The 21,824-nt window shown below is 60.2% G+C and carries 21 protein-coding genes; 11 read left to right on the forward strand and 10 right to left on the reverse strand.

The features are described 5' to 3' along the window. Positions 1 to 228 precede the first annotated feature (228 nt). Positions 229 to 969 (forward strand): two-component system response regulator OmpR, encoded by a 741-nt coding sequence (gene ompR / locus KGA88_RS03270; protein ID WP_007972873.1) that lies wholly within the window; start codon positions 229 to 231, stop codon positions 967 to 969. A 115-nt stretch (positions 970 to 1,084) separates the two neighbouring features. Next, entirely contained in the window at positions 1,085 to 2,398 is a 1,314-nt protein-coding gene (locus KGA88_RS03275; RefSeq protein ID WP_110661829.1) for an ATP-binding protein, read from the forward strand. Positions 2,399 to 2,559: 161 nt separating this feature from the next. Here the strand turns inward: KGA88_RS03275 and rimK are convergent, their stop codons facing one another. Both rimK and KGA88_RS03285 read right to left on the reverse strand, forming a co-directional pair. Further along, a complete protein-coding gene (gene rimK, locus KGA88_RS03280) occupies positions 2,560 to 3,465 on the reverse strand; it encodes a 30S ribosomal protein S6--L-glutamate ligase (RefSeq protein WP_007972871.1) in 906 nt (301 codons plus the stop codon). Then, positions 3,462 to 3,923: an ATP-dependent zinc protease gene (locus tag KGA88_RS03285; protein WP_177409066.1), complete on the reverse strand. Its 462-nt coding sequence runs from the start codon at positions 3,921 to 3,923 to the stop codon at positions 3,462 to 3,464. Before KGA88_RS03285 ends, rimK begins: the two co-directional genes overlap by 4 nt. A 234-nt stretch (positions 3,924 to 4,157) precedes the next feature. Here KGA88_RS03285 and KGA88_RS03290 point away from each other — a divergent pair, with 234 nt between their 5' ends. From KGA88_RS03290 to KGA88_RS03300, 3 genes are all read left to right on the forward strand, one after another. Next, positions 4,158 to 4,565 carry an RNA-binding S4 domain-containing protein gene (locus KGA88_RS03290; protein ID WP_223588926.1) on the forward strand — a complete coding sequence of 136 codons (408 nt, stop codon included), beginning with the start codon at positions 4,158 to 4,160 and terminating at the stop codon, positions 4,563 to 4,565. Positions 4,566 to 5,010: 445 nt separating this feature from the next. Beyond that, on the forward strand, positions 5,011 to 5,913 hold the full coding sequence (gene hslO / locus KGA88_RS03295; RefSeq protein WP_110661923.1) for an Hsp33 family molecular chaperone HslO: 903 nt from the start codon (positions 5,011 to 5,013) through the stop codon (positions 5,911 to 5,913). A gap of 180 nt (positions 5,914 to 6,093) precedes the next feature. Continuing rightward, positions 6,094 to 7,635, forward strand: a complete 1,542-nt coding sequence (locus tag KGA88_RS03300) for a phosphoenolpyruvate carboxykinase (protein WP_110661924.1) — start codon at positions 6,094 to 6,096, stop codon at positions 7,633 to 7,635. Between the two features lie 96 nt (positions 7,636 to 7,731). On the opposite strand, the gene KGA88_RS03305 is transcribed toward KGA88_RS03300, so the two are convergent. From KGA88_RS03305 to KGA88_RS03315, 3 genes are all read right to left on the reverse strand, one after another. Beyond that, the gene (locus tag KGA88_RS03305) at positions 7,732 to 8,085 is read right to left on the reverse strand and encodes a DUF1493 family protein (RefSeq protein ID WP_223588928.1); all 354 of its coding nucleotides are present in this window, start codon (positions 8,083 to 8,085) and stop codon (positions 7,732 to 7,734) included. Positions 8,086 to 8,375: 290 nt separating this feature from the next. Beyond that, complete coding sequence (locus KGA88_RS03310) at positions 8,376 to 8,675, reverse strand: hypothetical protein (RefSeq protein WP_223588930.1); 300 nt, start codon at positions 8,673 to 8,675, stop codon at positions 8,376 to 8,378. 409 nt (positions 8,676 to 9,084) lie between these two features. After that, positions 9,085 to 9,375: a hypothetical protein gene (locus tag KGA88_RS03315; protein WP_110659373.1), complete on the reverse strand. Its 291-nt coding sequence runs from the start codon at positions 9,373 to 9,375 to the stop codon at positions 9,085 to 9,087. 543 nt (positions 9,376 to 9,918) lie between these two features. On the opposite strand from KGA88_RS03315, the gene KGA88_RS03320 reads away from it, so the two are divergent. From KGA88_RS03320 to KGA88_RS03330, 3 genes are all read left to right on the forward strand, one after another. Next, the gene (locus tag KGA88_RS03320) at positions 9,919 to 11,853 is read left to right on the forward strand and encodes an ATP-dependent DNA helicase RecQ (protein WP_223588932.1); all 1,935 of its coding nucleotides are present in this window, start codon (positions 9,919 to 9,921) and stop codon (positions 11,851 to 11,853) included. A 233-nt stretch (positions 11,854 to 12,086) separates the two neighbouring features. After that, positions 12,087 to 13,313, forward strand: coding sequence for a 3-hydroxyacyl-CoA dehydrogenase (locus KGA88_RS03325; RefSeq protein ID WP_223588934.1), 1,227 nt, complete (start codon positions 12,087 to 12,089; stop codon positions 13,311 to 13,313). Positions 13,314 to 13,469: 156 nt separating this feature from the next. After that, positions 13,470 to 13,892: an acyl-CoA thioesterase gene (locus tag KGA88_RS03330; RefSeq protein ID WP_110659376.1), complete on the forward strand. Its 423-nt coding sequence runs from the start codon at positions 13,470 to 13,472 to the stop codon at positions 13,890 to 13,892. 64 nt (positions 13,893 to 13,956) lie between these two features. On the opposite strand, the gene KGA88_RS03335 is transcribed toward KGA88_RS03330, so the two are convergent. The 4 genes from KGA88_RS03335 to KGA88_RS03350 all read right to left on the reverse strand — a co-directional run bounded on the left by KGA88_RS03335 (position 13,957) and on the right by KGA88_RS03350 (position 18,936). Next, positions 13,957 to 14,442, reverse strand: coding sequence for a glycine zipper domain-containing protein (locus KGA88_RS03335; RefSeq protein ID WP_110659377.1), 486 nt, complete (start codon positions 14,440 to 14,442; stop codon positions 13,957 to 13,959). Positions 14,443 to 14,771: 329 nt separating this feature from the next. Continuing rightward, complete coding sequence (locus KGA88_RS03340; RefSeq protein ID WP_223588937.1) at positions 14,772 to 17,120, reverse strand: FdhF/YdeP family oxidoreductase; 2,349 nt, start codon at positions 17,118 to 17,120, stop codon at positions 14,772 to 14,774. Then, complete coding sequence (fdhD, locus tag KGA88_RS03345) at positions 17,117 to 17,956, reverse strand: formate dehydrogenase accessory sulfurtransferase FdhD (RefSeq protein ID WP_110659380.1); 840 nt, start codon at positions 17,954 to 17,956, stop codon at positions 17,117 to 17,119. Before fdhD ends, KGA88_RS03340 begins: the two co-directional genes overlap by 4 nt. Before the next feature lie 92 nt (positions 17,957 to 18,048). Beyond that, positions 18,049 to 18,936: a LysR family transcriptional regulator gene (locus KGA88_RS03350; RefSeq protein ID WP_110659379.1), complete on the reverse strand. Its 888-nt coding sequence runs from the start codon at positions 18,934 to 18,936 to the stop codon at positions 18,049 to 18,051. A gap of 128 nt (positions 18,937 to 19,064) precedes the next feature. Here KGA88_RS03350 and lysM point away from each other — a divergent pair, with 128 nt between their 5' ends. Further along, entirely contained in the window at positions 19,065 to 19,505 is a 441-nt protein-coding gene (gene lysM / locus KGA88_RS03355; protein ID WP_046040810.1) for a peptidoglycan-binding protein LysM, read from the forward strand. A gap of 119 nt (positions 19,506 to 19,624) precedes the next feature. Here the strand turns inward: lysM and yrfG are convergent, their stop codons facing one another. After that, positions 19,625 to 20,287 (reverse strand): GMP/IMP nucleotidase, encoded by a 663-nt coding sequence (gene yrfG, locus KGA88_RS03360; protein WP_110662902.1) that lies wholly within the window; start codon positions 20,285 to 20,287, stop codon positions 19,625 to 19,627. A gap of 88 nt (positions 20,288 to 20,375) precedes the next feature. Here yrfG and nudE point away from each other — a divergent pair, with 88 nt between their 5' ends. Further along, positions 20,376 to 20,942 carry an ADP compounds hydrolase NudE gene (gene nudE, locus KGA88_RS03365; RefSeq protein WP_160390738.1) on the forward strand — a complete coding sequence of 189 codons (567 nt, stop codon included), beginning with the start codon at positions 20,376 to 20,378 and terminating at the stop codon, positions 20,940 to 20,942. After that, on the forward strand, positions 20,939 to 21,766 hold the full coding sequence (gene cysQ / locus KGA88_RS03370; RefSeq protein WP_223588941.1) for a 3'(2'),5'-bisphosphate nucleotidase CysQ: 828 nt from the start codon (positions 20,939 to 20,941) through the stop codon (positions 21,764 to 21,766). The genes nudE and cysQ overlap by 4 nt, the downstream gene beginning before the upstream one ends. The last annotated feature ends 58 nt before the right edge of the window (positions 21,767 to 21,824 follow it).

Here is a 21,824-nt window from a genome sequence, read left to right on the forward strand (position 1 = left end):
TACTGCTGACGCGATAAAAATAATTCGCGTCCGCCTGTAGTACCTGTCTGATGTTGCCTGACACAAAAGGCCGCGCATTATAACCAGCGTTACGGCATTCGGGGGCATCACGGATTGCCAGTGCAATGGCCGGTTTTCTGGCACTAAAGGAAAAATCTGCTAACAATGCACACGGTGCGTATAACGGCAGCTACGCCATAATGCGCGCCGAGATCAAAGGAGCATCCAATGAGCAGCACTGCACAAACTGCTGAAGGCGAGAAAATTCTTATCGTTGACGACGATCCGGGGCTGAGTAGCCTGCTGGAACGTTTTTTCGTCAGCAAGGGCTACCGCGCCCGCGCCGTACCGAACACCGAGCAAATGGATCGCCTGCTGGCACGCGAAGTGTTCAACCTGGTCGTCCTCGACCTGATGTTGCCCGGCGAAGACGGCCTGACCGCCTGCCGCCGCCTGCGCAACGCGAACAACCAGATTCCGATCATCATGCTCACCGCCAAGGGCGACGAGCTTAGCCGCATCAAGGGCCTGGAACTGGGCGCCGACGATTACCTGGCCAAGCCGTTCAACCCGGATGAGCTGATGGCTCGCGTCAAGGCGGTCCTGCGTCGCCAGTCGGCTCCGGTGCCGGGCGCCCCGGGTAGCGAAGACGAAAGCGTGACCTTCGGTGACTACGAGTTGTCCCTGGCTACCCGCGAGCTCAAGCGCGGCGAAGAAGTGCACATGCTCACCACCGGCGAGTTCGCGGTACTCAAGGCCCTGGTAATGAACGCGCGTCAGCCGCTGACCCGCGACAAATTGATGAACCTGGCCCGTGGCCGCGAGTGGGATGCCCTGGAGCGTTCCATCGATGTGCAGATTTCCCGTCTGCGCCGGATGATCGAGCCCGATCCGTCCAAACCGCGTTACATCCAGACTGTCTGGGGCGTGGGTTACGTGTTTGTTCCAGATGGTACCGCCACCAAGTGATTGGCGATTTGTAGGAACGGGCCATGCGGACAGCGGATCAATTGATCCTGTCCGCAGACTCGCGATCCGCAATGTGCGAGCATCGCTCGCTCCTGCAAGTGTTTAACGGTTATCCATGAAAACCCCCGTTTGGTTCCCCCAGAGCTTCTTCTCCCGCACCCTTTGGCTGGTGCTCATCGTCGTTCTCTTCTCCAAGGCGCTGACCCTGGTTTATCTGCTGATGAACGAAGATGTTCTGGTGGATCGCCAGTACAGCCATGGTGTCGCCCTGACGCTGCGTGCCTATTGGGCTGCCGATGAAGAAAACCGTGACAAGATCGCTGGTGCCGTGCCCCTGATACGAGTGGTGGGGGCCGGGGTGCCGGAGGGCGAACAACACTGGCCCTACAGTGAGATCTATCAGCGGCAAATGCAGGCTGAGCTGGGGGCTGACACCGAAGTGCGATTGCGCATGCATGCGCCGCCAGCGTTATGGGTTCGAGCGCCAAGCCTGGGTGAAGGCTGGCTCAAGGTTCCGCTGTATCCGCATCCACTGCGCGGTCAGAAAATCTGGAATGTGCTTGGCTGGTTCCTCGCTATTGGATTGCTGTCCACTGCGGCGGCATGGATCTTCGTCAGCCAGCTCAACCAGCCGCTAAAACGCCTGGTGTACGCCGCGCGGCAACTCGGTCAGGGTCGCAGCGTGCGCCTGCCGATCAGCGATACACCGAGTGAGATGACCGAGGTCTACCGCGCCTTCAACCAGATGGCCGAAGACGTCGAACAGGCCGGCCGCGAGCGTGAACTGATGCTGGCCGGGGTTTCCCATGACTTGCGCACGCCGTTGACCCGCTTGCGCCTGTCCCTGGAATTGATGGGCGATCGCACCGACCTGACCGACGACATGGTGCGCGACATCGAAGACATGGACGCGATTCTCGATCAGTTCCTGGCGTTCATTCGCGACGGGCGCGACGAGTCGGTGGAAGAAGTTGACCTGAGCGACCTGGTCCGCGAGGTCGCTGCGCCCTACAACCAGAATGAAGAAAAAGTACGGCTGCGCCTGGAGCCGATCCAGCCGTTTCCGTTGCGTCGTGTGTCGATGAAACGACTGCTGAACAATCTGATCGGCAATGCGTTGCATCACGCGGGCAGCGGTGTGGAAGTGGCGGCCTATGTCTCGGGTGACACCGCCGCGCCATACGTGGTGCTGAGCGTCATGGACCGTGGCGCCGGGATTGATCCCTCGGAGCTGGAGGCGATTTTCAACCCGTTCACCCGTGGTGATCGTGCACGCGGTGGCAAGGGCACCGGGTTAGGGCTGGCGATCGTGAAGCGGATTGCTTCGATGCATGGCGGCAATGTTGAGTTGCGCAACCGTTCGGGTGGTGGGCTGGAGGCGCGGGTGCGCTTGCCTTTGGGGTTGATGTTGCCGCGGGATGCCGTTTAGAAAACACAGAGGCCTTTGTGGCGAGGGAGCTTGCTCCCGTTCGGCTGCGCAGCAGCCGCAAAACCAGACAACCGTGTCTGAAGTACAAGAACACGATTGTGGGATTTGGGAGTCCTTCGGCCTCCAGCGGGAGCAAGCTCCCTCGCCACAGTAGATGAGCCTCAGCCCTTTCCCTTGGTCCGAGTCATATTCGGCCCACCATTCTTTTCCAGATGCTCAATGATGATCCCCGCCACATTCTTCCCGGTGGTGGTCTCAATCCCCTCAAGCCCCGGCGACGAGTTCACTTCCATCACCAACGGCCCGTGATTGGAGCGCAGGATATCCACACCCGCCACCGCCAGGCCCATGACCTTCGCCGCACGCAACGCCGTCATACGCTCTTCCGGGGTGATCTTGATCAGGCTCGCGCTGCCACCGCGATGCAGGTTGGAACGAAACTCACCGGGTTTGGCCTGGCGCTTCATGGCTGCAATCACCTTGTCACCGACGACGAAGCAGCGAATGTCCGCACCACCGGCTTCCTTGATGTACTCCTGAACCATGATGTTCTGCTTGAGGCCCATGAACGCCTCGATCACCGACTCTGCCGCCGTCGCGGTTTCGCACAGCACCACGCCGATGCCCTGGGTGCCTTCCAGCACCTTGATCACCAACGGCGCGCCGTTGACCATTTCGATCAGGTCGGGAATATCATCGGGGGAGTGGGCAAACCCGGTCACCGGCAAACCGATCCCCCGACGGGACAGCAATTGCAGCGAGCGCAGCTTGTCTCGCGAACGGGCAATGGCCACCGATTCGTTGAGCGGGAACACCCCCATCATTTCGAACTGGCGCAGGACCGCGCAGCCATAGAACGTCACGGACGCGCCGATCCGTGGAATCACCGCATCGAAACCTTCCAGTGGCTTGCCGCGGTAGTGGATCTGCGGCTTGTGACTGGCGATGTTCATGTAGGCGCGCAGGGTATCGACCACCACCATTTCATGACCACGTTCGGTACCGGCTTCGACCAGACGACGGGTGGAATACAGACGCGGATTCCGCGACAGCACAGCGATCTTCATGCAACACCTGTGGAGGAGGTAGATACCGGGAACACCGGCTTGTCTTGTACATACTTGATGCCCGGATTGACCACCAACTGGCCGTCGATCAGGGCTTTGGAACCGAGCAGCAGGCGATAGCGCATGGATTTGCGGCAGGCGAGTGTGAACTCGACCCGCCAGACCCGATCACCAAGGGCCAGGGTGGTGCTGATCACATATCGCACCTGCGCGTGACCGTTAGAGCTTTTAATGGTTTTCATCGTCACCAGCGGTGCTTCGCAGCGTCGGTGGCGCAGTTGGACGACGGAACCCAGGTGGGCGGTAAAGCGCACCCACTGCTCACCATCGCGCTCGAACGGCTCGATTTCAGTAGCGTGGAGGCTTGAGGTGCTGGCACCGGTGTCGATTTTTGCCCGAAGGCCCGCGACTCCCAGATCCGGGAGCGCTATCCACTCGCGCAGACCGACAACGGTCAAATGGTCAAATGTCTTCAAAAGTGCTCAACCGGTAGAAACCGCTCGGGCCGCACGCGGCCGGATTCGCGGTATTCACGCAGAATAATGATTAAAAGGCGACAGATATCTACGGCCCGGATTTCCAGCCCCGCCAGGAGGTTATGGAATGTCAGCATTGTAGTCCGAGCCGGGGAAATTCTTGGTACGACAGAAACGGTAGTACAGTTCACCAATATTTCAGAATGAGGAAATTCCATGGCACAAAAAAACGAAGAGGACGACAAAGTCCGCCTCGATAAATGGTTGTGGGCTGCGCGATTTTACAAAACCCGCGCCTTGGCCAAGGCGGCGATTGAAAGCGGCAAGGTGCATTGCCGGGGCGAACGCTGCAAGCCGGGCAAAGAGCCACGCGTCGGCGATGAGTTTGTGATCCGCACCGGTTTCGAAGAGCGCACGGTGGTGGTTCAGGCGTTGTCGATTGTACGTCGTGGCGCGCCGGAAGCGCAGACCTTGTATGCCGAGACCCAGGCCAGCATTGCCAAGCGCGAAGAGGCCGCGGCGCAAAGAAAGGCCGGGGCCCTGGGCGTGAGCACCGACGGCAAGCCGAGCAAGAAGCAGCGGCGGGATTTGTTCAAGTTTCGTGGCAGCAGCAATGACGAGTAAGGCAGATATTGCTCGAGTGATTGGTAGGCCGTCTTCGCGGGCAAGCCCGCTCCCACAAGGGGTTGTACTTATCCTGTGGGAGCGTGGCTTGCCCGCGAACGAGTGCGCAGCACTCGCCAGGCCCCACCGCATCTTCAGCTGAACACTTGCAATTGCTGGGGCGCGCACCCATATCGCGTGGATCGCCCGGGCCGCATCAAGTTGATCAAACCGCCGCTCGTCGAAAATCACACACAGTCTTTGACCTGTAGGCCATAACCACATTGCCAGCAGTGCAGAGCGGGAAACGACCCGGACTCCGTCAGCGCTTGTTCCACCTTGCTTGGATCAGGCCCGGATTGTTCATAAAATGCCTTTTATGGCTGAACATTGCGCACCCGCGGGGTGGCGCAAGGCAAATTTTTTGTTTCCTGTAACCATTTTCACTACTTAGATACCCAGACCTATGACCGATCATGCGGATAACGACTTCACCCAACGCTTCATCTTCGATGACAGCGACACCCGTGGCGAACTGGTCTCGCTGGAGCTCAGCTACGCCGAAGTCCTGGCCAAACACGCCTACCCGCAGCCGGTCGCGCAACTGCTCGGCGAGCTGATGGCGGCCGCATCGTTGCTGGTCGGCACATTGAAGTTCGACGGCTTGCTGATCCTGCAGGCCCGCTCCGAAGGCCCGATCCCGCTGCTGATGATCGAATGCTCCAGCGAGCGCGACATCCGCGGCCTGGCCCGTTATGACGCGGACCGGATTGCCCCCGATGCTACCCTGGCGGACTTGATGCCGGATGGTTCGCTGACATTGACTGTCGACCCGAAACAGGGCCAGCGCTATCAGGGCGTCGTCGATCTGGATGGCGAAACATTGTCCGACTGCTTCACCAACTACTTCGTCATGTCCCAGCAGATTGGCACCCGCATCAAGCTCTGCGCCGACGGCCGTCGTGCCCGTGGCCTGTTGCTGCAACAACTGCCTGCCGACCGCTTGAAAGACGATGACGAGCGTGCCGCCAGCTGGCAGCACATCACCACGCTGGGCAATACGCTGACCGCCGATGAGCTGTTGAGCCTGGACAACGAAACCGTGCTGCATCGCCTGTACCACGACGAGCAGGTTCGTCTGTTCGATGTGCAGAAGTTGCGCTTCCGTTGCAGCTGCTCGCGCGAACGTTCGGCCAATGCGCTGGTCAGTCTGGGGATGGAAGATGCGCAACAATTGGTGGTCGAACACGGTGGAAACATCGAAGTCGATTGTCAGTTCTGCAACCAGCGCTATCTGTTCGACGCGGCTGATGTCACTCAATTGTTCGTTGGTGCGGGCATCGAGACGCCGTCAGATACCCGTCACTAAAACGGTTCAGCGCAGGTAAATTCACTGCGTTGCGCCGGATTAACGCCGTTACGACAGGAGGGGCCTACTCTTTTTGGGCTTTTCTGGCATAATCCGGGCCACTTTTTTCGCGGTAGTAGTGCACGACTTTCTACTACAAAAACGTTTGGAGCACTCGGCCACTGGCCGACGGGGAACCTCATGACGCAAGCCAATAACGCCGTGTACACTGATCTGAGTGTTGATGATCTGGTTAAAGAAGCCCTCAACCGCGGTGAAGGCGAGCTTGCCGATACCGGCGCACTGGTTGTTCGTACCGGTCACCGTACCGGCCGTTCGCCAGTCGATCGTTTCATCGTTGATGAGCCGAGCACCACGGGCGCCATCGCCTGGGGCCCGATCAACCGCAAGTTCCCGGCCGACAAGTTCGACGCCCTGTGGGCTCGCGTTGAGGCATTCAACAACGCGCAAGAGCATTTCGTTTCCCACGTGCATGTAGGTGCGGCTTCCGAGCACTACCTGGCCGTGAAGATGACCACCCAGACCGCTTGGCAGAACCTGTTCGGCCGTTGCCTGTTCATCAACCCGGCCCAGTACAACCCGGCTGGCCGTGATGAGTGGCAAGTGCTCAACGTTGCCAACTTCGAGTGCGTGCCAGAGCGTGACGGCACCAACTCCGATGGTTGCGTGATCCTCAACTTCGCACAGAAGAAAGTGCTGATCGCCGGCATGCGTTACGCCGGTGAGATGAAGAAAGCCATGTTCTCGGTGCAGAACTTCCTGCTGCCGGCCGCTGACGTGCTGCCAATGCACTGCGCCGCCAACATCGGCGAAGAGGGCGACGTGACCCTGTTCTTCGGTCTGTCCGGCACTGGCAAGACCACCCTGTCCGCCGATGAAAGCCGTTACCTGATCGGTGACGACGAACACGGCTGGGGCGAAGGCGTGGTGTTCAACATCGAAGGCGGTTGCTATGCCAAGTGCATCGACCTGTCCGAGAAGAACGAGCCGGTTATCTGGAAAGCCATCAAGCACGGCGCGGTATTGGAAAACGTTGTAATCGACGACGCCAAGCACGCCGACTACGCCGATGTCAGCCTGACCCAGAACAGCCGCGCAGCCTACCCGCTGGAGCACGTTGCCAAGCGTTCCGAGAAGAACCTGGGTGGCGAGCCGAACGCTGTGATCTTCCTGACCTGCGACCTGACCGGCGTTCTGCCGCCAGTGTCGATCCTCAACGAAGAGCAAGCGGCCTACCACTTCCTGTCCGGCTACACCGCTTTGGTTGGCTCGACTGAAATGGGTTCGGGCAGCGGCATCAAGTCGACCTTCTCTACCTGCTTCGGCGCACCGTTCTTCCCGCGTCCGGCCGGCGAATACGCTGAACTGCTGATCAAGCGCATCCGCGGCTTCGGCTCCAAGGTCTACCTGGTCAACACCGGCTGGACCGGCGGTGGCTACGGCGTCGGCAAGCGCTTCAACATCCCGACCACCCGCGCAGTGATCGCAGCGATCCAGAGCGGCGCGCTGATCGGTACCGAGACCGAGCACCTGGACACCATCAACCTCGACGTGCCACTGGCCGTACCGGGCGTTGAGACTGGCCTGCTGAACCCACGCAACACCTGGGCTGACAAAGCCGCTTACGACGAAGCCGCCAAAGCACTGGCCGGCCTGTTCATCGAGAACTTCAAGAAGTTCGAAGTGAGCGACGCGATCAAGGCTGCTGGTCCTAAGTTGTAAGTGCTGGATTGAGCTAACGAAGAAGCCGCCCCTTGGGGCGGCTTTTTTGTGCGCGAGATTCAGTTTTTCGCGGACAAGTCAGAATGCGTCGGGCCGTTACAGGCCTTCGAGTTCATCCGTGTCCCAGCGTTGGGCCTTGATAGCCCGGTAGAGCATGCCGATGGTCAAAGGCATCTTCTCACCGCGCCCCTTGGCCTTGCGCTTTAGATTCACGTCAAAACCGTCGGGCTGGAAATAGCGATAACTGTCGAAATCCACGAAGTCGATGGCGAAGTGGTCTTCCAGGGTTTCGATCAAATGCCGGGCGTCTGCACCGTTGCAGCCCAGGTCGAAGTTGATCGAGGTGCCGAGGTTGATGGTTTTACGTTCGGGGAAGCCGAGTTCTTCATGCAACAGTTGCATGAGTTGCTGCATCAAGTGGTCGTCGGGGAGGTTGGGGGCGAGGTTCATTGCGGGGTGTCCGGTTGGGCTTAGCCGAATCTTAGAGGTCGTCGGGTTTGGAGGAAAGACTTGGGGGGAGTGGCAGAGCACTGAACCTGTGGCGAGGGAGCTTGCTCCCGTTGGACTGCGCAGCAGTCCTTGTTTTCAGGGTCGCTTCGCAACCCAGCGGGAGCAAGCTCCCTCGCCACAGTTATGCTTTGTTTCCCTTTTCTTTTAACTGACCCAAGTAAAGGTCGCCCCCATGGATGCCACCAAGCCTGCACCCATGGAGAGTGCGGCTTGTCTATCGACGCCAGGCGTCAGGCTGGGGCTTTCCAGTTCAACATGCGTTGCTGGGCGACTTTGAGCAGGTCGCAGCCGTCCTGGGTCAGCAGGTAGAGCGCGTGGGTGATGTGCGGGATGTCTTCGATGTCGCCGTCTTTGAAGCATTGGCAGTGCAGGGTTTGCAGCAATTCGCTGGAAGCCCGGATGCGCTGGAGGGCGGCTTCGAGGATGTCTTGGGGGTTGGCTTCTGTGTCGATGATCAGGGGCGGAGAATCGGTGAGGTTGGTGTGGAGTGGTAGATAGCGTTCGTTGGTGAACGGGTTCCATTTGTTCATGATGTGCAATCTCGGATGTGCCAGAAAGGACCGCCATCATCGTGACCAATCGATGGGAGGCGACTGTGTTCGGGTTGGTCAACCGGTGAGATCTACGCACAGAACCGGCATGCCCGAAGGCATCCCAAACACAGCCGCCATATAGCGTGCAGACACAAAAAAGCGTCGGCAGCATACAACGGGTGCGTACGTAGATCTAATTCGAGTGACCAAGCCCGAGTCGCTGATTTGGCAGCGACACTGCGGACTATAGGAGTGAGTTACTGGTGATCGATAGCCGACAAGTTGGCTTCTTTTGTAGGACCGTGCCGAAGCTTTTATAGGGCGTTGCTGACGGAGTTATCCACAGTGCACCGCATAATCGTTCATCGCTGGCAAGCCAGCTCCTACAGGGGGAATGGGTGCGGCTTCAGAGGGTGAGTTTCGGCAAGCGCTGCCGGGCGATGTCGAGCATGTCGTTGCCGTCCTGGGTCAGCAGGTACAGGGCGCTGATAATCTTGGGGATGTCGCTCGCTTCGGCCTGTTTGAAGCATGTGCAATAAAGGGTTTCGAGCAGGTCGCTGGCGGCGCGGATGCGTTGTCGGGCGGCGTCGAGGATCTCGTAGGGGTCGGCCTCGGTATCAATGACCAGCACCGGGGTTTCGCTGTAGCGGGTCTTGAGTGGGTGGTAGCGGTTTGTCAGTGAGTCGGGGTTTTTCATTGATTGAGTCCTGTGCGAAATCGGCAAGTGTTCCCGGCAGGCCGAGACACTGTTTTCAGCCGCGCTGGAAACTATAGGAGGGTATGGCGTTGCGGAACAAGACGGCTGAGATCGACACGCGTTGTAAGGGTTTTGTCATATTTTGAGGAAGGGGACTACACGCTGGAAGTGGGTTTTCAACGTGAAAGGGCGAGAGGTAAAAATGCCTACAGCGTTTTCAGTCGCTTCTCGCCAAGTCTCGGCAGAGGGGGGCTCGGACAATGTCGGGTGTTTCGAGTTTTGTGGTGGGTGTACTTGCTCTTCGCGGGCAAGCCCGCCCCCACAGATCTGAGTCGTACTCAAGTCTGTGGACGGCATAGATCCGTGTGGGAGCGGGCTTGCCCGCGAAGGCGATCTGACAGTCCCATCATCTCTGAAGCCGTGGATTGCCGTCCCGCCATTCGCTGTATCATCCAGTATCGTTTTTGCCCCCGACCTTTTCTCGATTCGCTGTGATTGCCGGCTAGGCTTTTGACTCCGCAGCGGTCAACGGAGTGACAGCTTATGCACAACACCCTGGAACAGGTTTTCGGTTATCCACAGTTTCGACCCGGTCAGGAGGCGGCCATCAGCGCTGTGCTGGCCGGGCGCTCGGCGGCGGCGATTTTCCCCACCGGATCCGGCAAATCCCTTTGCTACCAATTGCCGGCACTGTTGCTGCCGCACCTGACGCTGGTGGTCTCACCCTTGCTGGCGTTGATGCAGGATCAACTGGCGTTCCTGCAACGCCACGGCATCTCGGCGGGCAGCATCGATTCGGCGCAGAGCCGCGATGACGCCAGCGATGTCATGGCCCGTGCCAGGTCCGGCGAGTTGAAGATTCTGATGATCTCGGTGGAGCGCCTGAAGAACGAGCGGTTTCGCCATTTCTTGCAGCAAGTACCGATCTCGCTGCTGGTGGTGGACGAGGCGCACTGCATTTCCGAATGGGGGCACAACTTTCGCCCGGACTACCTCAAGCTTCCCGACTATCAACGCCAGTTCAACATCCCGCAGGTGTTGCTGCTGACCGCAACGGCGACGCCCAAGGTCATCGCCGACATGCAGGCGAAGTTCGCCATCGCCGCCGAGGATGTAGTGACCACCGGTTTCTATCGACCGAACCTGAATCTGCTGGTGGAGCCCGTTCGCGGAGCGGACAAACGCAGGCGCCTGGTCGAATGGATGAGCCAGCGTCCAGACCAGCCGAGCATCGTTTATGTCACCCTGCAGAAAACCGCAGAGCACATCGCCGAACACCTGAACCGCAACGGCATTCAGGCCGAGGCCTATCACGCGGGTTTGCCCCATGAGCAACGGGAAGCGATCCAGCGTCGCTTCATGGGCGGGCAGTCCAATTGCATCGTCGCCACCATCGCTTTCGGCATGGGCATCGACAAAAGCGACATCCGCAATGTGGTGCACTTCGACCTGCCCAAATCCATCGAAAACTACAGCCAGGAAATCGGCCGCGCCGGGCGTGACGGGCAGCCGTCGGACTGCCTGGTGCTGGCGAACCGCGACAGCCTCAATGTGTTGGAGAATTTCGTCTACGGCGACACGCCGGAGCTGGATGGCATCCGTTGCGTGCTTGACGAGATGCAGGCCGCGGCACCCGAAGGGCAGTGGGAGTTTCTGCTGGGGCCTTTGGCGGATCAAAGCAACATTCGTCAGTTACCGCTCAAGACCTTGCTGGTGCAACTCGAATTGCGCGGGTTGATCGCCCCGCGCTACGCCTACTACGCCGAATACCGTTTCAAGTATGTGCAGGAACCAGAGGCGCTGCTGGCCCACTTCGAGGGCGAGCGCAAGGATTTCGTCGCCGCCATTATCCAGACCTCCAGCCGCGCCAGGACCTGGGCAACGGTGAATTTCGAGGCGCTGTACGAGCAGCATCAGGCCGAGCGCAGTCGGGTGGTCAAGGCGCTGGATTATTTTCAGGAGAAGGGCTGGGTGGAGCTCGAAAGCAAGCAGATGACCGAGGTCTACAGCGTGCTGCAAAGCGGTTTCGACAGCGTCGCGGTGAGCGAGGAGCTGCACGGTTATTTCACTCGGCATGAGCACACCGAGATCGCGCGGATTCACGCGATGCTGGATCTGTTCGCCACCGACCGATGCCTGGGTTATCGCCTCGCCGAGTATTTCGGCGATCACGATGCCCCGCAGCAATGTGGACATTGTTCGGTGTGTCACGGACAGGTGGCGCGGCTACCGGCACCACCGGAGTTGCCGGCGCTTGTGGATAAGAATTTCCAGGCGCTGGGTGGTGATTTTATCCACAGGCACGAGCAGCACACGGGCAACGTGCCCTCGGCTGAACGCGTGACACGGTTCCTGTGCGGGATCAGCGTGCCGTTGTTCACAAAACTCAAGGCACGCTCGATTTCCGGGTTTGCCGCGCTGGAAGATTATCCATATGCCTCGGTGCGGGAGTGGGCTGAACAACATCTACCCGGTTGAAACACGGTCAATGTGTGTGTGGGCTTGCTCGCGAAGGCGGTGGGTCAGGCACCATCACTGTTGAATGGTTGATTGCCTTCGCGAGCAAGCCCGCTCCCACAGGGGGGGGCGGTGTACTCAAGGGGGCTACATCCATCCGCTGAATGTTGCTCATCACAGGAATAAATTTCAAAAAACCCCGGTGGCTGACTATGGTGGTGGCTGTCTTCGGATCGCCAACAAGAGAACAAAACATGAGCCAGACACCGTCGAATATTCAGCGCGCCGCCGTCATCGGCGCGGGCACCATGGGCCGTGGCATTGTCATGTGCCTGGCCAACGCCGGAGTGGCCGTGCAGTGGGTTGATAACAATCCGCAGATGCTTGAACAGGCACTGGCTACCGTCGCCGATACCTACGCGCATAACGTGCGCCAGGGTCGCATTGATCAGAGTGACGCCGATGCCCGTATCGCGCGCGTAACGGCGGCAGATGGTTATGTGGCCATCCGCGATGTCGACCTGGTCATTGAGGCGGTGTACGAAAACCTTGAACTCAAGCAGAGAATTTTCCGCGAGCTCGATGGCCTGCTCAAACCTGAAGCGATTCTGGCCAGCAATACCTCGGCGCTGGACATCGACGCCATTGCTGCGGTGACGCGGCGCCCGCAGCAGGTCCTGGGCCTGCACTTCTTCAGTCCGGCGCACATCATGAAGCTGCTGGAAGTCGTCCGTGGTGCGCAGACGGCTCCGGCCGTTCTCGACGCGGCACTGGCGCTCGGCCAGCGCATGGGCAAGGTCAGTGTGGTGGCGGGCAATTGCGATGGTTTCATCGGCAACCGCATGCTCAATACCTATGTGCTCGAAGCGCGAAAAATGCTGCTCGAAGGCGCGTATCCCTACCAGGTTGACGCGGCACTGCAAGGGTTCGGTTTCGCCATGGGACCGTTTCGCATGTTCGACGTGGTGGGCGTCGACCTGCAGTGGCGCGCCCGGCAGCTGTCCGGTGTCGGGCAGGACGCGCCAGAGGTTCAGGTGGACAATCGACTTTGCGAGATGGAGCGCTTTGGCCAGAAGAGTGGCAACGGCTTTTACCACTATGAACCGGGCAGCCGTCAGGCCGAACACGATCCTCAGGTAGATGCGCTGGTGCTGGAAGTCAGCGAAGGGTTGGGGTTTCAGCGCCGCGAGCTTGGGCCGGAAGAAATTCTCGAGCGCTGCTTGCTGGCATTGGTCAACGAGGGCGCGAAGATCCTTCAGGAAGGCATCGCCGGGTCAGCTCATGACATCGATCTGGTTTACCTCAACGGCTATGGTTTCCCGGCGGACAAGGGCGGCCCGATGGCCTGGGCGGATCAGCAAGGGTTGGCGGACATTCACCGGCGCTTGATGGAACTTGAGACGCGTCAGGGCGATCACTGGAAACCGGCGCGGTTGATCGGTGAACTGGCGGCGGCCGGCAAGGGCTTTGCTGACAAGTGATCGATGCGGCGCCTGTGAGGGCGCCTTCGCGAGCAAGCCCGCTCCCACACCTGACCGGGTTAAACCCCATCAAAATGTGGGAGCGGGCTTGCTCGCGAAGAACGATAACGCGGTTTTCGCCGTAGACTTGGCGAACCCACTCAGGAATCAACGCCAATGCCCCAGCGCACCGACTACCCCCACTTCCAGCCCATCACCACCCGCTGGCACGACAACGACGTCTACGGTCACATCAACAACGTCACTTACTACAGCTTCTTCGATACGGCAGTGAACACTTACCTGATCGAAGTCGGTGGCCTGGATATCCATGACGGTGAGGTAGTGGGATTCGTGGTGAGCTCGGCCTGTGATTACTTTGCCTCCATTGCTTTCCCGGACCGTATCGAGATCGGTCTGCGGGTAGGCAAGCTGGGCAACAGCTCGGTGCAATACGAACTGGCCGTGTTCAAGCAAGGGGAAGACGAAGCCTGCGCGGCAGGGCGCTTTGTGCATGTGTTTGTCGATCGCGCATCGAATCGGCCCGTGGCGATTCCGGCAGGGTTGCGCGGGGCGCTGGAGCGTCTAGTGGCTCAGTAAGAAAAAAAATCGCAGCCCAAGGGCTGCGATTTTTGTTGTACCTGCCAGCGAGGCGCTCGAGGCCTTAGTCGCGGTAGTACTTGTGGTGCTTGCGATGGCCATAGGCATGGCCGCGGTGACGGTGGTCGTCGCGGTAGTAGCGACGATCGTCATGGCCGCGATACGAACGGCGATCGCCGTCTTCATCATCGTACTCTTTGCCCATGTAGTTACCCAGCGCGCCACCGGCGCCGCCGCCTGCTGCAGCGCCGATCAGGCTGCCGGTGGTGCCGCCCATGTTGCGGCCGACCACGTTACCGCCCGCTGCACCCAACGCACCACCAAGGGCTGCTTCGCCACGGCTATGCTTGTTTGCGCCGACGGCGCTACCACCCGCGCCACCCAGGGCTGCGCCGATGGTGGAACCTGTACTGCCGCCTAACGACTGACCGACGACCGAGCCTAGAACCCCGCCCAATGCGCCGCCTACACCGGCTTCGGTAGTGCCGCCAGCAGACGCAATACCGCTGACCAGGCCAAGGGACAACAAGAGAATCGAGGAGAACTTCATGGGGGAACCTCAAGGGGATGACGGCGCGATCCTGAGGCTCTGGAATAGGCGTGACAATCGAAATCCGACGAATAACACGACCTGTATACAATATTGCAAGTTACTGTTTTTTGGGCGGAACTTAACGTTTTTTTGCCGGTCTTTTACTTATTCGCAAAGGCCGTTTTCGTGAGGAAACGGCCTTTTTTGTGGGCGAAAGAAAAGTACTGAATCTGGAATGTTTGTTGTTTGATCTACCGTATTCGCGAGCAAGCCCGCTCCCACAGGGGATCGCATTCCGATGTGGGAGCGGGCTTGCTCGCGAAGAGGCCAGTTCAGACGCTGAGAGTTTACGCCGACCTGGCCATGATCAAGCCAGTCTCACTCGCCGCTTCCAGGCGGATCGCCACGAACTTCGATGTCGGTGTATGGCTGCCATCCCCAACGCTTTCCAGCGGCACCAACGGGTTCACTTCCGGGTAGTACGCGGCCGCTTGCCCGGCCGGGATATCAAACGCCAGCAGCGTGAAGCCTTTTACCCGACGTTCGACGCCATCGTCCCACAGCGAAACGATGTCCGCCTTCTGCCCCGGCTTGAAACCCAGGCGAATGATGTCGGCCTCGTTGACGAACAACACGTCGCGTTGACCCTTCACTCCGCGATAGCGGTCATTCAGGCCATAGATCGTGGTGTTGTACTGATCGTGGGAACGCATTGATTGCATGATCAGGTCCGGCAGCACACCGGTGGCGCGGGTGCGTTCGTGCACCAGGTCTTTGGGCAGCGCGTTCGGACGGAAATTGGCCCGGCCCGAGGCGGTGCTCCACTTGCGCGCACCGGCGCTGTTGCCGAGGTAGAAACCGCCAGGGTTCTTGATCTGTTCGTTGAAGTCCTTGAAGCCGGGAATGGTGTCGGCGATCAGGTCGCGGATGCGGCTGTAATCGGCCACCAGCCAGTTCCAGTCCACCGGGTGGCTGCCCAAAGTCGCGGCGGCGATGCCGGCCAGGATCGCCGGTTCCGAACGCATCTGGTTCGACAACGCCTGCAACTGGCCGTTGGAGGCGTGGACCATGCTGAACGAATCTTCGACGGTCACCGCTTGCGGGCCTTCGGTCTGGATATCGATGTCGGTGCGGCCCAGGCACGGCAGGATCAGCGCGTCCTTGCCATGGGTCAAATGGCTGCGGTTGAGCTTGGTGCTGATCTGCACGGTCAGGTCGCAGTTTTGCAAAGCCTGGAAGGTGCGTGGGCTGTCCGGCGTGGCTTGGGCGAAGTTGCCGCCCAGGCCGATGAAGACTTTCGCCCGGCCTTCCGCCATCGCATGAATGGCCTCGACCACGTTGTGCCCGTTGTGACGTGGCACCTTGAACTGGAAGCGGCGCTCCAGGGCGTCGAGGAGCGCCACCGGCGGACGTTCGTTGATGCCCATGGTCCGGTCGCCCTGCACGTTGCTGTGACCGCGCACGGGGCACAGGCCGGCACCGGGCCGGCCGACGTTGCCACGCAGCAGCATCAGGTTGGCGATTTCCTGGATGGTCGCCACCGAATGGCGATGCTGGGTGATGCCCATGGCCCAGCACATGATGACGTTCTTGCCCTTGACGTACATGCGCGCCGCTTGCTCGATTTCCACCAGGGTCAGGCCGGACTGCTCGACGATCTGCTCCCACGGCGTTTCATCGATGGTCGCCAGGTACTCCAGCACATTGGCGCTGTGCTCATTGAGGAAGTCATGGTCGAACACCGCCGGCGCCCCGGTTTTCTGTGCGTCGCGTTCCCACAGCAGGAGAAATTTCGCCATGCCGCGCATGATCGCCATGTCACCGCCCAGGGCCGGGCGGAAGAATGCGGTGTTGGTCGGCTCGGAGCCGTTCATGAGCATTTCGATCGGGTGCTGTGGATGCTGGAAGCGCTCCAGGCCGCGCTCCTTGAGCGGGTTGATGCACACCACTTGCGCGCCGCGTTTCACCGCTTCACGCAATGGCTCGAGCATGCGCGGGTGGTTGGTGCCGGGGTTCTGGCCCCAGACGAAAATCGCATCGGCGTGTTCGAAGTCGTCGAAAGTCACGGTGCCTTTGCCGACACCAACGCTTTGCGACAGCGCGACACCGCTGGCCTCGTGGCACATGTTCGAGCAATCGGGGAAGTTGTTGGTGCCATAGGCGCGCACGAACAGCTGATAGAGGTACGCCGCTTCGTTACTGGCGCGGCCCGAGGTGTAGAACTCGGCCTGATCCGGGCTCGACAAGCCGTTCAGATGCTTGGCGATCAGCGCGAAGGCATCGTCCCAACTGATCGGTTTGTAGCGGTCGGTCTCGGTGTCATAGCTCATCGGCTCGGTCAGCCGACCCTGATACTCGAGCCAATAGTCGCTCTGCTCCAGCAGCGCGGTGACGCTGTGTTTGGCGAAGAACTTTGCATCGACACGGCGTTTGGTCGCTTCCCAGTTCACCGCCTTGGCGCCGTTCTCGCAGAACATTACCATGCCCTTTTCCGGAGAGTCGCCCCAGGCGCAACCCGGGCAATCGAAGCCTCCGTTCTGGTTGGTCTTGAGCATGATGCGCAGGTTCTTCAGCGCGTTGTCGCTGGTCAACCAGGCCTGGGCGACGCTGATCAGTGCGCCCCAGCCACCGGCCGGACCTTTGTAAGGCTTGTAGCGAGGGACAGGTGTCTGGTCGGCTTGACGGTGTTGACTCACGCTTGTTTCTCCAACGTTGGGCTGTAGACCCGCGGCGCATTCTTCTGTGGCAGATGGATGAGGTTGAGGTTGTGGCGACGGGCCCATTGCACGGCAAGGCCCGTGGGGGACGACAGGCTGACCAGGGTCTGGATGCCGGCGCGCAGGACTTTCTGGATCAATTCAAGGCTGCAGCGGCTGGTGACAATCACCAGGCCACCCGCAGTCGGGATGTTTTGGCGCACAAGGCCACCGATCAGCTTGTCGAGGGCGTTATGTCGGCCGATGTCTTCGCGGCCCAGCAGTAACTCGCCCTGGTCGTTCATGAACACTGCCGCGTGCACCGCGCCGCTGTGCTGCCCCAGCGGCTGGAACGCGCCGATGCGCTGGCGCAGGCCTTCGAGCCAGGCGGCGGGCGGCAAAGGTGCGCCGGGCAACACCTTGAGGTCCGGCAGTGCCTGCTCGACTGCTTCCACGCCGCACAACCCGCAACCACTGGTACCGGCCATTTGCCGACGTTGCTGCTTGAGGTTCCAGAAGGCGCGGTTGGCGATGGTCACTTGCGCGTACTGCGCCGACCCTGAGCCACTCAGTTGCAGGTCATAAATGTCCGTGGCGTCCTCGATGATGCCGCTGCCCAGGCTGAAACCGACAATGAAGTCTTCCAGGTCCGTCGGCGTCACCAGCATGACCGCCTGGCTGATGCCGTTATAGGCAATCGCCAGCGCGACTTCCTCGGCCAGCGCGGTGCTGTCCGATTCCAGGTATTCAAGGTTGCTATAGCTGTACGTCTGGCTGGCGGCGGGCGCGGGCGTTTCGAGGGCAGGCGCCGCGCAGGCAGGGCGCTTGGTGTTCATGGCATCACCCACGGTTTGATCAGCTTTAAGACTAGGCGCGGCAAACGGTCGCGTCTAATTGCTATTACTGATCTACCGATAGATGCCGTCGATCAAGAGTTCATTAGTGATTGTTGGTAAATCGCGAAACAGGCCTCCGCCAAGGCCGAGCGTGGCGCGCTGCGCCGCATGATCAGCCCCAGGCGGCCAAGGGTCTGGGCGTTCTCGATCGGTTGCAGGCGCAAGTGTTCGGTCAGTCCTTCGAGGCCGCCGTCCAACGGCATTACGGCGCAACACAGGCCGCCGTGCACCGCTTGCAACAGTTGATGGACTGCGTCGGTCTGCAGCAAGGGTTGTGGGGTCAGGCCACGGCTGTGGAAGTTATGGTCGATGGATTGGCGAAAGTGCATGCCGCTGGTGAGCATGCCCAGTGGCAGTTCGATCAATGACTCCCAGCTCAGCGGCGCCTCGCCAAAGGTGAAGAAGCGTTGATCGTAGAGCAGGCCCATGCGGGTTTCGCTGAAAGCCAGGGAGTCGAAATGGTCGGTGTCCAGGCGTTCCAGGTAGGAAACACCGAGGTCCAGGCGATTGTTTGCCAGTTGTTCGAGGATCTGCTCGGAGCTCAGTGCCGAGAGTTCGAAACGCAGGTTTGGATGCTCCCCATGCAGGCGTTGCAGCAGCGGCAGCGGATCGAAGCTCGACAGCGGCACCACGCCCAGGCGCAACGTACCGACCAGATTGCCACGACAGGCGGCGGCCTCGGCGTACAAGCCGTCGTAGGCCGCCAGTACCGTGCGCGCCCAGGCCAGCACCCGCTCGCCTGGCGCGGTGAAGCCTTCGAAGCGCTGGCCGCGATTGACCAGCGGCAAGTCGAGTTCTTCTTCGAGGCTGCGCAGGCGCATGGACAGGGTCGGCTGGGTGATGTGGCAGCGTGCGGCGGCCTGGCCGAAATGGCGGGTTTCGTCGAGCGCGATGAGGAATTTCAGCTGCTTGATGTCCATCTTCGCTCCTGGGCGCGGGAAGGGGCGGATTCTATCGCAAGCGGGGTCATTGGTCGGGTTGGATTCGCAAGTGACGGCCGTGGTCTAGGCTTTTGCGTCTGGAACCCAAAACCCAAGGAGAGTGCACCATGAGTCTTTTGAGCTTTGTGAAAGAGGCAGGCGAAAAACTGCTGGATCTGCTGACGCCAGGCAACGCCAATGCCAGTGAGCAGTTGAAAGAACACATCAGCAAGGTCGGCCTGGGTAATCCGAATGTGCAGGCGACGGTCGATGGCGACAAGGTCACGGTGACCGGTGAAGTGGCGAGCCAGGAAGAGAAGGAAAAAATCCTGCTGGCGGTGGGCAATATTGCCGGGGTTGGTAGCGTTGATGATCAGATTACGGTGACCGGGCCGGTAGTCGCTGCTGCGGTGTTTGTCACCGTCGTGAAGGGCGACACCCTCAGCGCGATTTCCAAGCGCGTGTACGGCGATGCCAACAAGTACAACAAGATTTTCGAGGCCAACAAGCCGATGCTGTCGCACCCGGACAAGATCTATCCGGGGCAGTCGTTGCGGATTCCTGAGTAACACAAAACCTGTGGCGAGGGGGCTTGCCCCCGTTCGGCTGCGCAGCAGTCGTAAAAAATTTGGGGCCGCTACGCGACCCAACGGGGGCAAGCCCCCTCGCCACAATGACCGCGCCGGTTCTAGAGCCCTGCAATCAAATCCCGGTAATCCCCGACCGCCGCAAACTCCGCCGTGTCCTTCGGCCCCTTGCGGCTGTCCGGCTCACGCACGGCCAGCAAATGCGCGACGCCAAAGTCCCGTGCGCTGCGCAGGATCGGCAAGGTGTCGTCGATGAACAGGCTGCGCGCCGGGTCGAAATCGATATCGGCTTGCAACGCATCCCAGAACTGCAGGTTTTCCTTGGGGAATCCGTAGTCGTGGGAACTGATCAAACGCTCGAAGTACGGCGCCAGTTCGATTTTTTCCAGCTTCAACGACAACGCATCCCGATGGGCGTTGGTGATCAGCACCACGCGCTTGCCGGCCCGCTTGATCGCCGCCAGAAAGGTATCGGCATCCGGACGCAGGGCGATCAGATGCGCGGTCTCCAGTTTCAGTTCGCGCACCGACAGCTTCAGTTCGGCGCTCCAGAAGTCCAGGCAGTACCACTGTAACTGGCCGGCATTGCGCTCGAACAACGGCTGCAATTCCATTTCGGCCATGGCCCGGCTGACCCCGTGCAGTTCGGCGTAACGTTGGGGCAGGTGCTCCATCCAGAAGTGGTTGTCGAAATGCAGGTCCAGCAGCGTGCCGTCCATGTCCAGCAGAACGGTATCGATGTCGGACCAGGGTAATGAAGGCATGGCAACGTCTCGGGCAGTAGAAAGATTTCTGGCGTAAACAATCGGGGAAGCCGCGTTATAGTAGCGCGTTCACGCCAAGGAGCTTTGCATGCGCCAGAAACCCACGATACTCGCCCGCGAGATTGTCGCCACCAGTCGATTGTTCTGCGTCGAAGAGCTGAAATTGCGCTTTTCCAATGGCGTGGAGCGCACCTATGAACGCCTGGTCGGCAAGGGTGCCGGGTACGGCGCGGTGATGATCGTGGCGATGCTCGATGCCGAGCATGCGGTGCTGGTCGAGGAATATTGTGGCGGCACGGATGAATATGAAATGTCGCTGCCCAAGGGCTTGATCGAACCGGGCGAAGACGTGCTGGCGGCCGCCGAGCGTGAACTCAAGGAAGAGGCCGGTTTCGGCGCGCGGCAACTGGAGCACCTGACCGAGCTGTCGCTGTCCCCCGGTTACATGAGCCAGAAGATTCAAGTGGTGCTGGCCACCGACCTCTACGAAGCGAGTCTGGAAGGCGACGAGCCCGAGCCGATGCGGGTGGACAAGGTCAATCTGCGTGAACTCTCGGCGCTGGCGCAAAACCCGCAATTTACCGAAGGCCGTGCCTTGGCGGCGCTGTACCTGGCCCGAGACCTGTTGACTCAGCGCGGAGCGTTCCAGTCATGAATTTCCCGCATCCGTTGATGGCCCCGGTCATCGAGCTGGCCTTGCAGGCCGGTAACGCGATCCTGCCGTTCTGGCGCACAGGCACGGCCGTCACGGCGAAGGCTGATGATTCGCCGGTGACCGCTGCTGACCTGGCCGCGCACCACCTGATTCTGGCCGGGCTGACGGCGCTCGATCCGGGCATCCCGGTGCTCTCCGAAGAGGACGCCAACATTCCCCAAAGCGTGCGGGCCGGATGGCAGCGCTGGTGGCTGGTCGATCCGCTGGACGGCACCAAGGAATTCATCAACGGCAGCGAAGAGTTCACCGTCAACATCGCCTTGATCGAAAATGGTCGAGTAGTGTTCGGTGTGGTGTCGATGCCGACCAACGGTCGTTTCTATGTCGGAGGCGCCGACCTCGGTGCCTGGCGTGGCGATAAAGGTGGCACGCCGGTGGCGATCAAGGTGCGTGATGCGCTGGTGCTAGGTGAGTCGTTCACCGTGGTCGCCAGCCGTCGCCATTCCAGCCCGGAGCAGGAGCGTTTGCTGGCGGGGCTGAGTGCAAGCCTTGGCGAGCTGCAACTGGCCAATATCGGCAGTTCGCTGAAGTTTTGCCTGCTGGCCGAAGGGGCGGCGGATTGCTATCCGCGCCTGGCTCCGACTTCGCAGTGGGACACGGCGGCGGCACAAGGCGTGCTGGAAGGTGCCGGCGGCGAGGTGCTGGAGTTGAGCGGTGAACCGTTCAGCTATCCGGCGCGGGAGTCACTGTTGAATGCATTCTTCCTGGCGTTGCCGGCGAAGGCGGCGTGGCGGCAGAAGCTGCTGGAATTGGCCCGCTCCTGAAATTCACACCTTTTTGTGGCGAGGGAGCTTGCTCCCGCTCGGCTGCAAAGCAGCCGCA

Origin of the sequence: Pseudomonas sp. A-R-19, assembly GCF_019956575.1 — a bacterium.
GTDB lineage: Bacteria > Pseudomonadota > Gammaproteobacteria > Pseudomonadales > Pseudomonadaceae > Aquipseudomonas.